Origin of the sequence: Streptococcus chosunensis (assembly GCF_003626515.1) — a bacterium.
Classification (GTDB): domain Bacteria; phylum Bacillota; class Bacilli; order Lactobacillales; family Streptococcaceae; genus Streptococcus; species Streptococcus chosunensis.
On the sequence record NZ_RBCK01000001.1, the window covers coordinates 788,098 to 801,919 of the forward strand.

14 protein-coding genes are annotated in these 13,822 nt (G+C 40.6%); 2 read left to right on the plus strand and 12 right to left on the minus strand.

Going from position 1 to position 13,822, the window contains the following annotated elements; all coding sequences use genetic code 11:
- Window positions 1-31: 31 nt before the first annotated feature.
- A complete protein-coding gene (gene htpX / locus D7D54_RS03790) occupies window positions 32-931 on the minus strand; it encodes a zinc metalloprotease HtpX (RefSeq protein ID WP_120718842.1) in 900 nt (299 codons plus the stop codon).
- 1 nt (window position 932) lies between these two features.
- Window positions 933-1,493 (minus strand): LemA family protein, encoded by a 561-nt coding sequence (locus D7D54_RS03795; RefSeq protein WP_120718843.1) that lies wholly within the window; start codon window positions 1,491-1,493, stop codon window positions 933-935.
- A gap of 93 nt (window positions 1,494-1,586) precedes the next feature.
- On the opposite strand from D7D54_RS03795, the gene rsmG reads away from it, so the two are divergent.
- Together rsmG and D7D54_RS03805 are read left to right on the plus strand one after the other, a co-directional pair.
- A complete protein-coding gene (gene rsmG, locus D7D54_RS03800) occupies window positions 1,587-2,300 on the plus strand; it encodes a 16S rRNA (guanine(527)-N(7))-methyltransferase RsmG (RefSeq protein ID WP_120718844.1) in 714 nt (237 codons plus the stop codon).
- 203 nt (window positions 2,301-2,503) lie between these two features.
- Window positions 2,504-3,787, plus strand: coding sequence for a uracil-xanthine permease family protein (locus D7D54_RS03805; RefSeq protein ID WP_162496586.1), 1,284 nt, complete (start codon window positions 2,504-2,506; stop codon window positions 3,785-3,787).
- A gap of 52 nt (window positions 3,788-3,839) precedes the next feature.
- On the opposite strand, the gene D7D54_RS03810 is transcribed toward D7D54_RS03805, so the two are convergent.
- The 10 genes from D7D54_RS03810 to D7D54_RS03855 form a co-directional block, all read right to left on the minus strand.
- Window positions 3,840-4,598 carry a CPBP family intramembrane glutamic endopeptidase gene (locus D7D54_RS03810; RefSeq protein WP_120718846.1) on the minus strand — a complete coding sequence of 253 codons (759 nt, stop codon included), beginning with the start codon at window positions 4,596-4,598 and terminating at the stop codon, window positions 3,840-3,842.
- Between the two features lie 153 nt (window positions 4,599-4,751).
- A complete protein-coding gene (locus D7D54_RS03815; RefSeq protein ID WP_120718847.1) occupies window positions 4,752-5,648 on the minus strand; it encodes a DMT family transporter in 897 nt (298 codons plus the stop codon).
- Between the two features lie 8 nt (window positions 5,649-5,656).
- Window positions 5,657-6,592 (minus strand): serine hydrolase domain-containing protein, encoded by a 936-nt coding sequence (locus tag D7D54_RS03820; RefSeq protein WP_120718848.1) that lies wholly within the window; start codon window positions 6,590-6,592, stop codon window positions 5,657-5,659.
- Complete coding sequence (locus D7D54_RS03825; RefSeq protein ID WP_120718849.1) at window positions 6,589-7,314, minus strand: CppA family protein; 726 nt, start codon at window positions 7,312-7,314, stop codon at window positions 6,589-6,591. The genes D7D54_RS03820 and D7D54_RS03825 overlap by 4 nt, the downstream gene beginning before the upstream one ends.
- A gap of 123 nt (window positions 7,315-7,437) precedes the next feature.
- Window positions 7,438-8,343 (minus strand): aquaglyceroporin Gla, encoded by a 906-nt coding sequence (gene gla / locus D7D54_RS03830; protein ID WP_000348095.1) that lies wholly within the window; start codon window positions 8,341-8,343, stop codon window positions 7,438-7,440.
- 159 nt (window positions 8,344-8,502) lie between these two features.
- On the minus strand, window positions 8,503-9,669 hold the full coding sequence (locus tag D7D54_RS03835; RefSeq protein ID WP_020902327.1) for an ATP-grasp domain-containing protein: 1,167 nt from the start codon (window positions 9,667-9,669) through the stop codon (window positions 8,503-8,505).
- 12 nt (window positions 9,670-9,681) lie between these two features.
- Window positions 9,682-10,422, minus strand: a complete 741-nt coding sequence (locus D7D54_RS03840; RefSeq protein ID WP_020902326.1) for an esterase family protein — start codon at window positions 10,420-10,422, stop codon at window positions 9,682-9,684.
- 20 nt (window positions 10,423-10,442) lie between these two features.
- Window positions 10,443-11,267, minus strand: a complete 825-nt coding sequence (locus D7D54_RS03845; protein ID WP_020902325.1) for an alpha/beta hydrolase — start codon at window positions 11,265-11,267, stop codon at window positions 10,443-10,445.
- Between the two features lie 136 nt (window positions 11,268-11,403).
- On the minus strand, window positions 11,404-12,618 hold the full coding sequence (gene thiI, locus D7D54_RS03850) for a tRNA uracil 4-sulfurtransferase ThiI (RefSeq protein ID WP_020902324.1): 1,215 nt from the start codon (window positions 12,616-12,618) through the stop codon (window positions 11,404-11,406).
- Window positions 12,619-12,626: 8 nt separating this feature from the next.
- Window positions 12,627-13,769 carry a cysteine desulfurase family protein gene (locus D7D54_RS03855; protein ID WP_020902323.1) on the minus strand — a complete coding sequence of 381 codons (1,143 nt, stop codon included), beginning with the start codon at window positions 13,767-13,769 and terminating at the stop codon, window positions 12,627-12,629.
- Window positions 13,770-13,822 lie beyond the last annotated feature (53 nt).

Sequence of the window (13,822 nt, forward strand, 5' to 3'; positions counted from 1 at the left end):
CAAAAATCCAGAGACAACCTCTGGATTCTTTTTACATCTGTTTTAAGCGTTCAATCCGTTCTGAAATAGGTGGGTGGGTATAAAAGAGTTTTTGGAACCCTCCCCCTTTCTTAGGATCATTGATATAAAGTGCACTACTGGCATCATCGACAGGACGACTCATCGGTTTACTGTTGTCTAACTTGCGTAGAGCATTAATCATCCCTTGAGGATTGCGGGTCAACTCGACACTGGAAGCATCAGCTAGAAATTCCCTCTGACGAGAAATAGCTAGTTGCACCAAGGTTGCAGCGAGAGGTGCCAGCACAATTGCAAGTAGGGAGACCACTAGCATAATGATTTCAAGACCATTTCCATCTCTATCATCGTCACTTCGTCTGCGACCTGCTCCGCCCCACCACATCATACGACCTGCCATACTAGAAAGCATGGTGATAGCACTAGCAAGGGCGACAGCAATAGTCGAAATACGGATATCGTAATTACGGATATGACTGACTTCATGGCCCATAACAGCTTCTAGCTCCTCACGATTCATGATAGCTAGAAGGCCTGAAGTCGCAGCAACTGCCGCATTTTGAGGATTAGAACCTGTCGCAAAGGCATTTAGGGCTGGATCATCAATGATGAAAACACGTGGCATGGGAATCTGAGCCACCATAGCCATATCTTCCACTACATGGTAAAGGTCTGGTGCCATTTGCTCATCAACTTCACGCGCTCCATTCATGGACATGACAATCTCTGTCGATTGAAAAATCATAGACATGGCATAGATAAAGCCGATAATCAGTGCGATAATCAAACCACCAAGGCCAGACCGCATAAAGAGGTAACCAACTGCATAGCCAACAAGAGCTAAGAGTAGGAAAAATACCAGCAACAAAATCCACGTTTTTCGTTTATTGCTTGCAATTTGATCAAACAACATCTTAGTCACCTAAACCGCTAAAATCAACTTTAGGTACTACCTTTTCCTCATCTGGAGTTTGAAGGAAATCTGCTGCTTTAAATCCAAACATTCCAGCGATAATATTGCTTGGGAAAGTTTCTAATTTTACATTGTAGTTGCTGACAACACTGTTGTAAAGTTGACGAGAGTAAGAAATCTTATTTTCTGTATTGGTCAACTCCTCTTGCAATTTAACAAAGTTGGCACTGGCTTTCAAATCTGGATAACTTTCTGCAACTGCAAAAATACCTGAAACCTGACGAGTAAGGGCATCACTAGCTTTCATAGCTTCTGCTGGTGAAGTCGCTGCAGCAACTTGATTGCGAAGTTCTGCCACCTTTTCAAGGGTAGAACCTTCATATTTGGCATAACCTTTTACAGTCTCAATCAAGTTTGGCAAGAGGTCATTTCGACGTTTCAATTGAACATCAATCTGACTCCAAGCCTCCTTTGTTTGCATACGATTCTTAACCAAACCATTATAGCTAACAATCACAAAAATAACAATAAGAGCTAAAACTCCAAGAATAATCCAAGTCATTATATAAGTCCTTTCTACTTTTAGATTAGTACCAGTATATCAAATTTTTAATGATTGTGGTAAAATAAGATGATACTAAAGAAGGAAATAACTATGAAACCAGAAACATTTTACAACTTGCTTACCGAGCAAAATCTTCCACTTTCGGACCAGCAAAAAAAACAATTTGAACGTTATTTTGAGCTCTTGGTTGAATGGAATGAAAAGATTAATTTAACAGCCATTACGGACAAAGAAGAAGTTTATCTCAAACATTTTTACGATTCGATTGCACCTATTCTTCAAGGTTTGATTTCCAATGAGAATATCAAACTTCTTGATATCGGAGCCGGGGCAGGATTTCCAAGTCTGCCGATGAAAATTCTCTATCCTCAGTTAGATGTAACCATCATTGATTCACTCAATAAGCGCATCAACTTCCTCCAACTTTTGGCTCAAGAGCTGGATTTGGACAATGTTCATTTCTACCATGGACGTGCAGAAGACTTTGCACAAGACAAAAACTTCCGTGCTCAATATGATTTTGTAACAGCTCGTGCGGTTGCCCGCATGCAGGTTTTATCTGAATTGACAATTCCTTACCTCAAAGTTGGCGGGAAACTACTAGCACTCAAAGCCAGCAATGCCCCCGAGGAATTGTTAGAAGCCAAGAATGCCCTCAACCTCCTCTTCAGTAAGGTCGAAGACAATCTCAGCTACGCTCTACCTAATGGAAATCCGCGCTACATCACAGTGGTAGAAAAGAAAAAAGAAACACCAAATAAATTTCCACGTAAGGCTGGCATGCCCAATAAACGCCCGCTTTAAATTTTTACTAAAAAATGATTTACAAAGTTTACAATTTTTGCTATACTATCACAAGCAAAGGTTTTTAATGTCATCCCGTGAGGTGACGAAGACGCAGAAATACTTGAAACTCTTTAAAGTCTAGATTTTAGAGAAGTCTTACTCTGAGGGCCTATTGCTGTAAAATAATGGGCTCTTTTTTGATGCCCAAAAGTGAGGTTTATATGAAACAAGAATCAACTGTTGATTTGTTACTAGACGTTGACCAACGTCCTTCGGCTGGAAAAGGAATTCTCCTTAGCTTCCAACACGTTTTCGCCATGTTTGGTGCGACCATCTTGGTACCACTGATTTTGGGAATGCCTGTATCTGTTGCCCTTTTTGCTTCAGGTGTAGGAACACTCATCTATATGATTTCAACTGGTTTTAAAGTTCCCGTTTATCTAGGTTCTTCATTTGCCTTTATCACAGCTATGTCCCTAGCTATGAAAGAAATGGGTGGTGATGTATCTGCTGCTCAAACAGGGGTTATCTTGACTGGTTTAGTCTATGTCCTTGTGGCTGCAAGTGTTCGTTTTGCGGGTACAAAATGGATTGATAAACTCTTGCCACCAATCATTATTGGTCCCATGATTATTGTTATCGGTCTTGGACTTGCAGGTTCAGCTGTTACTAACGCTGGTCTTGTAGCGGATGGAAATTGGAAAAATGCTCTTGTAGCAGTTGTTACTTTCTTGATTGCTGCCTTTATCAATACAAAAGGAAAAGGCTTCCTACGAATCATTCCATTCCTCTTTGCCATTATTGGTGGTTACCTCTTCGCACTAACTCTTGGTTTGGTTGACTTTACACCAGTTCTTAAAGCTAACTGGTTTGAAATCCCTGGTTTCTACTTGCCATTTAACACAGGTGGTGCCTTTAAAGAATACAATCTTTACTTCGGTCCAGAAACCATCGCTATCTTGCCAATCGCTATCGTAACAATTTCTGAACACATCGGAGACCATACTGTTTTGGGTCAAATCTGTGGTCGTCAATTCTTGAAAGAACCAGGTCTTCACCGTACTCTTCTTGGTGACGGTATCGCAACTTCTGTTTCAGCCTTCCTTGGTGGACCAGCCAATACAACTTACGGAGAAAATACAGGGGTTATTGGTATGACTCGTATCGCTTCTGTCTCAGTTATCCGTAACGCTGCCTTTATCGCGATTGCCCTTAGCTTCCTTGGTAAATTCACTGCCTTGATTTCAACTATTCCAAATGCTGTACTTGGTGGTATGTCAATCCTTCTCTATGGGGTTATCGCCAGCAATGGTTTGAAAGTTTTGATCAAAGAACGTGTTGATTTCGCTCAAATGCGTAACCTAATCATCGCAAGTGCTATGTTGGTCCTTGGACTTGGAGGAGCTATCCTTAAACTCGGTCCAGTTACCCTTTCAGGTACTGCCCTATCAGCCATGACAGGAATCATTTTGAACTTGATCTTACCATATGAAAACAAAGACTAAACGTCTTGAAACAAAAAGTCCGCTCAGACAACTGAGCGGACTTTTTTGATTCTTAAGTCCCCCAAGCAACCAATAGATAGATCAGTCTAGAACCAAACATATCTGCTAAAGCATGCATGAGAAAGAATGGAAGAAGATTTTTTATTTTATATTTGTATAAGAAATAATAGAATAAGCCATAAACTACACCGATTACCAAAGCCCATACTAATCCTTGATAGGTGTGGAAGGAAATACGAATAATCGTAGAATAAAGCAAAACCAACCACTTGTGTTTTTCCTTCACTGAAGTTAACAAACCTAGAAAGAAAAACTCTTCATAAAATCCATTAAGCAAGGCATAGGCAATCGCTATCGGGCTGAGAGCTAAGAACTTCCCTATTATTTGCGTGAAATCTATATAGGCAAAAAGGTCTGGATTAAAGTAATTATATTTACCAGTGAGAGTTGTAACCAAGTCTCCAAACAGTCCCACTAAAGCAAATATAAATGGAACCCAAAAGATAGTGGACCAATTCCAGCGAATAGGAAGCTGTTTAAAATCATAATTTCGAATCAAAAGATAGAGTAAGGTCACAGTTAGTAATATAGTTTGCAGGGTAAAATTACTAAAATAAGCCGCACCTTCGCTTGCAGCCTGTCTAACTGTCCCTACTGTACTTGATGCACCCGTTGGAAACGTATTTGCTAAAAATAGCTCGGTTGAACGAATTATAAACTGACCAAACATTATGATCGTAATAATCACAATGTCAAACCATCTCAAGTATTTTAGAGGTTTAGATGGATGTATTTTTTTAAAAATATTCATATTTTCTCCAGGTATTCTATACTCATATAAATATTTTAAGAAAAAAGGCTTAAACTTTTATAAAATTTCATTAATTCATTTAGATTCAAAAGCTTTTATTAGTAAAAATAACCCCTCTTTGAGAGTGGTTATCATCTACTCTCATTTTTTTGTTTATTTCTCTAACAATAAATCCTTCAAAGAAATCAGAGTGACTGCAATTAAAATCATTGCCATACCAAGAAAATCAATGGGATAAAACTGTTCATTCATAATTAGGAAGGCAAAGAAAACCGCCGAGATTGGTTCAATCGAAGCCAACAAACTTGACTTGACCGGTCCTATCAGACTGGTTCCTTTAAGGAAAGCTGTATAGGCAAAGATAGTCCCGATAAGAATAATGCCCGCAAAAGCGAGGAGAAAATCAAGACTAGTTGGGATAGCAGTCTGTAGAACTCCTGTAAAAGGAAGGGCGACCAAACCTGCTATGACCATTCCCACACCAATGACCAAGCTGCTCCCCCACTTCTTAATCAAGGCTATGGGCAAAATGATATAAAGTGCGTAAGTCAGAGCAGAAAAGAGGCCCCAGAACAGGCCTGCAGGTGTCATGGATAACTGGTCCAACTGCCCATGAGTTGCGATCAAGAAGGTCCCTCCAATGGCTAATATGATGGAAACAATCTCTCCCAGTGTCGGCGCCACCTTATCCTTGATACAGCTATAAATCAAAATCCCGACAGGACAAACATACTGAAGTACCGTCGCGGTTCCTGCATTGGTTTCCTGAATAGCAGTTAGATAGGCAAATTGATTGAGAAAAAGTCCAATCAAAGCAAAAATGAGAAGAGACAGCAAACTCTTTCTATCCTTTAAAAAGGCCAGCATTCTATCCTTTGCAGTAGCATAAGCCAAGACCATGAGAATCCCACCGGCGATTAACAGTCGTAAGTTAGTTAAAACCAGAGACGAAATTCCATGTGCCATCAGGTATTGGCCACTCGTTCCTGACAAGCCCCAAGCAATGCCAGCTACAACTATTAATAAAGTCCCTTTTAAACTGTTTGACATGTCTCTCCTTACTCTTCTTTGCGAATCAAGTCCATTACTTGATTGCGGTCTACAATCCATTGAGCCCTCTCATCCTTTTCATAGGTCCGATTCGATAGGAAAATAGCCGCTTCTTGCTTCTGGCGATTCCACATGATAAAGGTACCTGTATAGCCCGTATGGTCTAGCCAATCTCCTTCCAAATTCCATGCCAAAGAACGTTCCTTGTCATCCAAAGGTGAAAAATTTTGACTCAAGTCTCTTGCAAAATCATCTGCTAAATAGTGTTGCAAAAAGATTTGTAAATCCTTTACAGTCGAAAATAAACCAGCACTACCTGCATGTCTGCCCAGGAGACGAGCCTTGGGATCATGTACCAAACCTGCCTCTACACCTCTGACTGTTGGAACAGCAAGCCCAACAGGTCCAAATTGGGTTTCCGTCATTCCCCAAGTTTTAAAAACTTGCTCCTGTAAAATCACATCCAAGTCCTGATCAAAGATTCTTTCCAAAATAAAGCCTAAAAGTAAAAAATGGACATCCGAATAAAGAAAGGCTGGCTGATTGCGTCTCTTGAGATGAAACATCGCTTCCTTTAATTCTGAGGCTGTTAAACGATTACGATTGGTAATAAAAGGATCAAGATTTGTAGCATGGGTTAAGAGCTGGCGAATAGTGATATCTGGATAATCACTCTCAGCTAAAAAATCTGTCACAGGTCTGTCAATATCTAATTGACCTTTTTCCCACAAAAAGATAAAAACTGTCCCAACCCCAACAACCTTGCTGACACTGGCTAGGTCATAAAGCAGTCCTGTCTCAGTATCCAAGCCATGCTCTGGATCACTCTGGCCTAAATAGAACTCCGTCCATTGATTGTCCTTAAAATACGCAAAAGAGGCTCCGGGATAAATCCCTGCCTCGATTTGTTCTTCTATTTTTTTAATAATCTTGGTCCACTTCATACTTCTTCAAACCACAATTCAACATTATTTCTATCTTTACTAAGGAAGAATTTTTCAGACTTAGGAATAAAATATTCGGTAGACTCAAATTTCTGGCGCAGCCTTGCTATATCTAGTTCATTGACCAGGAACTTGAGCATAGACAAGTCCCAAGTAACCGTATTTTCCACAGTCAAATCCTGCCCCTGAGCTGGGATAAAATCAAGTGATGTCCCTATTTCAGATGGTTCCAAGAAACTTTCGACATCAGTTGGGAGATGTAATTCCATAGAAATCTCAAATTTACTTAAAGAAATTGATTCCAAATTTGTTTGAAATTCAGGGTTTTCTTCTACTTCTACTAGACTTGCTCTATCATCTTCTGCATGAATCAAAATCAAATCATTTTCTGGTGAAAAAATCTCAAAAGCGTAGCCATTTTGACCTTTATATAATTGATGAATCGAATCTGTTTTAGATAAGAGTCCTTCAATTTCTAAGGGATTTTCCACTTTGACAATCAATCTAGCTAGTTTTTTTCTTCCCTCTACCTTACGAGTGCGCATACTTGGAGCTTCTTCTAAAACCAGCTTTTCTAGACCTGTTTGATCACCTAGTGACAGAAAGGCTGACTCTTCTAACAAGGCCTTCATTCCAAGGGTTTCTATATAAAATGTTTCATTTAATTTTCTATTATTAACTTTTAAAGTAGGAATAATCCGTACAATCTGATTTACATTCATAAATTCCTCCAACTCTTTTATTTTAAAGGATTTTAGAATTTTTTACAAGAAATTATGCTCAGATTTACCTTTTTTTCGTAAAATTTCATCTAAAAAACCGAGGATTTCCTCGGTTTCAATTTCTTATAGGTAAAGGAATTTGAAGATAGCTACTGCCGCAATTGCTGCTGCGATTGGTGCTACTACTGGTACCCAAGAATACCACCATTTTGAATCACCTTTGTGCTCACCAAGAACTGATTTTGGAAGGAAAGCATGAAGGAGACGTGGTCCCAAGTCACGGGCTGGGTTCAAGGCAGGTCCTGTAGGTCCACCAAGTGATGTTACCAAAGCCATAACAAGGAATCCAAGTGCCAAGTGGGCAATCCCAAGACCAGATGTCATAAATGGTGCTACTTGTTCTTTAGCTTGGTCAAGAGCTGCTGTTACTTGCTCTTGAGGAATTGTTTGACCTTGAGTAGTTGCTTGAGCAACTTGAGCATTAATAGCTGCTTGTGCTTTTGATACTAATTCAGCTCCAAAGAAGTTTTTAGTCATACCAAGGGCTGCGAAGAAAAGAACAAATGAACCAACAAACTCGTTTACAAAACCATTAACAGTTGCTGCGAAACGTGATTCTTTTGTACCATTATCTAAACTTGAAATGGTTGAGAAAGTACCCAAGATATTGTTTGGATTTTCAGTTTTCAAGTAGTATGGGCGGTGTGTTGCCACAACCAAGGCTTGACCAAAGATAGCACCCAAAACTTGTGCGATGATATAAGGTGCAACTTGTGCCCAAGGGAAGAGACCGCTGATCGCAAGTCCAAGAGTGAAGGCTGGGTTAATGTGGTTACCAGATACGTTACCAAACATCAAGGCTGGGATCATAACCCCCATACCATAACCAACAGCGATAACGATCCAGCCACTTTGGTGACCTTTCGTACCTTTAAGTTCAACGTTGGCAACTGCACCATTTCCAAGAATGATCAAAATAGCAGTGGCCAAAAATTCAGTGGCATATTTAATTGCCCATGTGAAATCCATTTGATAGATTCTCCTTAAAATTTTTTAGACAATCCTTATTCTATCAATTTTTATATCTTTTAGCAACAGGTTTTCTAAAAGAATGTATGAGAAAGCGGTTTTATTTCTCTTGTTAAAACAAAAGGATTAAGGAGGTGCATTTCCTTAATCCGAGAGTTCTTATTCTTGACGTTGTCCGAAATCTGCAATCATCTGCTCCATTTCTTGTCGACTCGGAGTTGTCAGCATATAAAGGTAATCTCCTTGAAGTTCCGCAAAGGCTGCTGGCATGATTTTTTTAACCTTGAACTGATGGCTGTATTTGGCAAGCAAGTCCTCCTCAGAATAGACATAGTGAGCATTTGCGCGACGTGATGTAGCTAAACAAAACTGAGGTTCAAAGTCTGACGCTGGGAACTCTTCTCCTGCTACAATAGCTGCATAGCCACGATAGAGGTCCAAGGAATGGGCAAAGTTATAAACATCAATGGTAAAACCACCTGCAGGACGGTTATTGTACTCAATGGCAATGTAGTCGTCCCCTTCACGGAAGAACTCAATATGGAAGAACCGTTCTTTCATACCAAATTCCTTGACAATGGCCTCACCATATTTACGTAATTTGGGATCCATATCCTTAAGAACATAGTAGGAATTGTCCATCTTGTAAATCATGAGATCAAGCGGTGTATAGGCGTAGTCAAAAGTCGTTGAGAAGACAATCTTACCATCCTTGTCTACGAGCCCGTCAAAGGTACAGATTTCACTAGAAGTGACAAATTTCTCAAAGAAATAAACGGTTGAATGGTCCCACTCAGCCTTGAAGTGATTGATATCGTCTTCTGTTTCAAGCTTAAAGGTTGCGGCTGCCCCCACTCCATTATCAGGTTTGGCAATCATTGGAAGGCCGATTTCTTTCACAGCTTGATCCACATCTGCTTCAGTCTTGATAACAGCTCCAGGTACCACAGGGACACCTGCTTTTTTGAAAAGTTTCTTCATTTCAGACTTATATTTAGTCTTTTTGAGCTCCTCAGGTTTGGCACCAAAAACATTAAATTGTTCTCTGAGTGTTGCATCCAGCTCTAGCCAATATTCATTGTGGGACTCGATACGGTCAATTGGGCCATGTTTATAAAAGAGAAAAGCAACTGCACGTTTGACTTCGTCTATGTTCTCAAGATTATCTACACGGAAATACTCGGTCAGGCTATTGCGTAAAGGTTCATCCAATTGCTCATAAGGCTCTTGACCAATTCCCAAGACGGTAATGCCTTTATTTGCTAGTTCGATGGTAAACTGTTGAAAATTTTGTGGATAGTAGGGAGAAATAACAAGATAATTCATAGGTAACTCCTTTTATAGATACAGGTGTCCAAGAAAATAGGGCATTTGTTTACGCCACCATTCCCAGTCATGGGCGACATCATGTCCCCATTCAGCAAACCAGGCTGGTATTTGTTTCTGGTCAAAGGCTTCTTTAAGCTTGTAAAAGGATGGCAAACCGTCTTGTTCCCAGTCACCAAGCCCCGTACAAAGCACAATCTCGGCCTGACGGTAACGGTCGATGAACCAACCGTCGTTCTGATTCCAGATATAATCTACTGGCGAGTTTTGGTAAATAGCATCGTCATTGTAGTAATCGCCGACAAAGAAACGTGCGTCGTAAACTCCACTAAGAGCAATTACTTTGGTAAAAACATCTGGATGCTGTAGGAAGAAATTGACAGCATGGTAGGCTCCCATGGAGCAACCTGTCGTCATCATACCATAAAACCAACCTGTCTTATGCTTGATAAAAGGAATGGCCTCCTCAATCACATAGCGTTCATAGGCACGGTGCATCTCTGCTTGGTCGTGACCATTTTTCCAAGTGGCCAACCAGCTCTCACTGTCAACACTAGATAGGGTAAAGAACTGAACACGGCCTTCCTTGATAAAGGAAGCACATGCATCAATCATGCCAAAATCATAGTATTCGTTGTGACTACCACCTGATGAAGCAAAGACCACAACTGGAATCCCAGCATGTCCATAACGATTGAGATACATTTCACGGTTGAGATGACCACTCCAGTGGCTAAGATGTTCAATATGCATTATCTTTCTCCTTTCTTAACTTACCATTTTTCTGCAAAAAATCTCAGACAGTCTGGTAAATTTTCCGACCATGGAATCTCACTATGGATGGCACCAGACTGAACTTTCAATACAAGATTATCCAGATGAACTCCCCCTGCTATCAAATCATGGTAATAGCGAAGTGACGAGTCGATATAGGCTTGTTTGATATTGCCAGCCATCAAGGTCTTGTCTGTGTCATCTGCTTCTTCTGTTCCTACATAGATGAAAATGCGCTGGTCAGGCGATAGTTTCTTGCGCTCAATATAGCGGTTAAAAGCTTCTTGATGAAGCCAGTTAGCAGATGAAAAAACCCCTAGACAGCCAATTTGGTCTTGGTATTCCAAACCGATAAACTGGGTAATATTGCCGCCTAGTGAGGAACCAATCATAGCCGTATGCTGGCGGTCAGCTTTGGTACGGTAGGTCTCATCGATAAAAGGTTTGACCACCTCCATGACAAACTCAGAATATTCCACACCCTTACCGCCAAACTGCTGCCCTGGAATAGGAGATTCTTGGAACTTCCAAGCTGCATACTCATTCATCCGCCCCATACCATCATTGTCAATGGCAACTACAATCATGCGACTGATATCAGGATTACGCTTAATAGCTGGGATAATCTTCCATGAGTGACCAATGAAAGACTCTTTGCTATAAAAAACATTTTGCCCGTCATGAAAGTAAACAACAGGATAGGAACGGTCAGTATCTTTCTCATAATCTTTAGGAAGAAGAACACGTACACGGCGCTCCTTACCTGTATAAGGAACCTTGAGTTTGTGTTCTTTCATTTTTAAATAAAAGTAGGAATGATTCATTGTCAGAAAACTCTCTATATTCAAAATTTTATCTTATTATACCACAAAAATAGAAAAAAAGTTAGTTTTGCTTCCATTTTTGGATTAAAAACTAACTTTTTCATTTATTTTTCTAAATTCTTTTGGATTTTCTGATTTAGAGGAGATTATCAATCAAGTCATCCACTTCATCTTTTTCAGCCTGAGGCGTGATTTCAGTAATCATGATTCCAACCACTGCTCGCTCAACTAAACCTTCAACATCCATGCGAGCTTCGTATTGCTCCGCATTCTTAATCTTAGGATTTGTTTTTGGACGATCTGGTGCAAAAATCGTACAACAGTCTTCAAATGGCTGGATTGAAATGTCAAAGGTATCGATTTTCTGGGCGATGTCAATGATTTCTAACTTATCCATAGTCACCACAGGACGAATGACTGGAGTACTGGTTACAGCGTTGATAGTCTGCATGCTTTCCAAGGTCTGGCTGGCTACTTGACCTAGACTCTCCCCATTGATGATAACTAAACCATTTCGTACCTCACGAATACGGTCAGTAATCCGCATCATAAAACGACGCGTCAAGGTCATGAGATAGGCTTCTGGCGCTTTGGCTTTGATTTCCTCTTGAATCTCTGTGAAAGGCACCTCGATAAACTGGATATTGCCACCGAACTTGGTCAATTTTCGAGTCAAATCTTGGGCTTTTTTTAGGGCACCAGGACTGGTGTAAGGTGGGCTGGCAAAATGAACAGCTTCAATATCCACTCCACGCTTAAGAGCAAGATAACCTGCTACAGGTGAGTCAATCCCTCCTGACAACATGAGCATCCCTTTACCTGAAGTTCCAACTGGCAAACCACCAGCCCCACGAATGGTTTCATAAGAAAGATAGGCTGCTTCTTCACGGATCTCCACCTGAAGATTGATGTCAGGACTTTTCATTTGAGCTTGCACATTTGGAATGGCTTCGAAAACAGCTCCTCCAAGGGTTTGGTTGAGTTCACGACTATCCAACTCAAAGTTGTGGTCGCTACGTTTACTAGAGATTTTAAAGGTCATGCCTTCCTTGTAGATGTCCTGCATAATCTCTTGGACAGAAGACTTCAGAACTTCTACAGATTTTTCAACCTTATAAACAGGGGAAAAGTTTTGAATCCCAAATACTTGTTTGAGTGATTCTGCAACTGCCGTGTAATCTGCTCCATTGAGGTAAGCGTGGGCACGGTCACGATCTGCTGTTACCTTAACTTGGGGATAGATAGACAAAACGTCTGAAATATTATTGCGAAGTTTATTAATGAAACGCATACGGTTTTTGCCCTTGGTTGACAATTCTCCGTAGCGAATCATAATTTCTGAATACTGCATAAATGCTCCTATCTTACTTTTCTAGTTTGATTGTAAATTAATTTTAACTTGGTTAAAAACTGCTCGACCTGACTCATATCATTTTCAAGGTCTAGGCTAAGACGCACAGCTGACTGGGCCTTATCCTTATCTACTCCCATAGCAATCAAGGTACCTGCAGGTTTCCCAGCCTTGGACGAACAAGCAGAGGTTGTTGAGATGAAAATATCATAGTCTTCAAAGGCGTGAACGATAACTTCTCCACGAACACCCTTGATTCCAAAAGTCAGGATATGAGGGGCAAAGTCTTCCTCATCTGAAAAGACAAATATATCTGGATAATCTAAAAGAGCTTGACGAATCACTGCCTTCATCTGCCCAGTCTTGCTAGTAAAGACATCTAGATTTTCCATAGACAGACGCAGAGCCTTGGCTGTTGCCGCAATCCCTGCCACATTTTCAGTTGTTGAACGATAATCACGCTCCTGACCACCACCTGTTAAAAGAGACGCAATCTTCTTGCCAGACTTGATATAGACAAATCCAACACCTCGAACTCCGTGGAACTTGTGACTAGAGAAAGTCGCAAAATCCACTCGTTCTGTCAGATACTTTTCAGTCGGAATTTTAGCAAGTGCCTGAACCGCATCAACATGGAAGGAAATAGTCGGCTTGTCTGCCAACAGTTCTGAAATAGCCTCAATGGGCTGAACAGAGCCGATTTCATTATTCACAGCCATGATGGAAACGAGGGTCGTATCAGGTCGTATCAAAGCTGCTAGAGCCTCAACATCCACAAATCCTTTCTCATCAACTGGAGCAAAATCCACTTCAAACCCTTGACTTTTCAACCAGAGAGCTGACTCTTTGACTGCCGGATGTTCAATGGCTGATACAATGATGTGCTTTCCAAACTGAGCCTTTTCAAAGGCCACACCCTTGATGACCCAGTTATCTCCTTCTGTCCCACCAGAAGTAAAGAAGATTTCATCGCTTTTCTTACCGATTAAATCTGCAATCTGTTGGCGAGAAGCATCTAAGATTCGTGTTGCCTGGTCTCCCAAACGATGGAGACTAGATGGATTTCCTAAAATTTTTGAAGCGACCTGCATATAAGTTTCAAGGGCTTCAGGATAAGGCTTGGTCGTCGCCGAATTATCAAAGTAAATCATGTTTTCTCACGCTTTCTAAAATCACTCCTTCTATTGTATCATGAAACAGAGCT

Excerpts from the sequence above, each read along its gene's own strand:
- htpX (WP_120718842.1), bottom strand. The coding sequence starts at position 931 with ATGTTGTTTGATCAAATTGCAAGCAATAAACGAAAAACGTGGATTTTG.
- D7D54_RS03795 (WP_120718843.1), bottom strand. The coding sequence starts at position 1,493 with ATGACTTGGATTATTCTTGGAGTTTTAGCTCTTATTGTTATTTTTGTG.
- rsmG (WP_120718844.1), top strand. The coding sequence starts at position 1,587 with ATGAAACCAGAAACATTTTACAACTTGCTTACCGAGCAAAATCTTCCA.
- D7D54_RS03805 (WP_162496586.1), top strand. The coding sequence starts at position 2,504 with ATGAAACAAGAATCAACTGTTGATTTGTTACTAGACGTTGACCAACGT.
- D7D54_RS03810 (WP_120718846.1), bottom strand. The coding sequence starts at position 4,598 with ATGAATATTTTTAAAAAAATACATCCATCTAAACCTCTAAAATACTTG.
- D7D54_RS03815 (WP_120718847.1), bottom strand. The coding sequence starts at position 5,648 with ATGTCAAACAGTTTAAAAGGGACTTTATTAATAGTTGTAGCTGGCATT.
- D7D54_RS03820 (WP_120718848.1), bottom strand. The coding sequence starts at position 6,592 with ATGAAGTGGACCAAGATTATTAAAAAAATAGAAGAACAAATCGAGGCA.
- D7D54_RS03825 (WP_120718849.1), bottom strand. The coding sequence starts at position 7,314 with ATGAATGTAAATCAGATTGTACGGATTATTCCTACTTTAAAAGTTAAT.
- gla (WP_000348095.1), bottom strand. The coding sequence starts at position 8,343 with ATGGATTTCACATGGGCAATTAAATATGCCACTGAATTTTTGGCCACT.
- D7D54_RS03835 (WP_020902327.1), bottom strand. The coding sequence starts at position 9,669 with ATGAATTATCTTGTTATTTCTCCCTACTATCCACAAAATTTTCAACAG.
- D7D54_RS03840 (WP_020902326.1), bottom strand. The coding sequence starts at position 10,422 with ATGCATATTGAACATCTTAGCCACTGGAGTGGTCATCTCAACCGTGAA.
- D7D54_RS03845 (WP_020902325.1), bottom strand. The coding sequence starts at position 11,267 with ATGAATCATTCCTACTTTTATTTAAAAATGAAAGAACACAAACTCAAG.
- thiI (WP_020902324.1), bottom strand. The coding sequence starts at position 12,618 with ATGCAGTATTCAGAAATTATGATTCGCTACGGAGAATTGTCAACCAAG.
- D7D54_RS03855 (WP_020902323.1), bottom strand. The coding sequence starts at position 13,769 with ATGATTTACTTTGATAATTCGGCGACGACCAAGCCTTATCCTGAAGCC.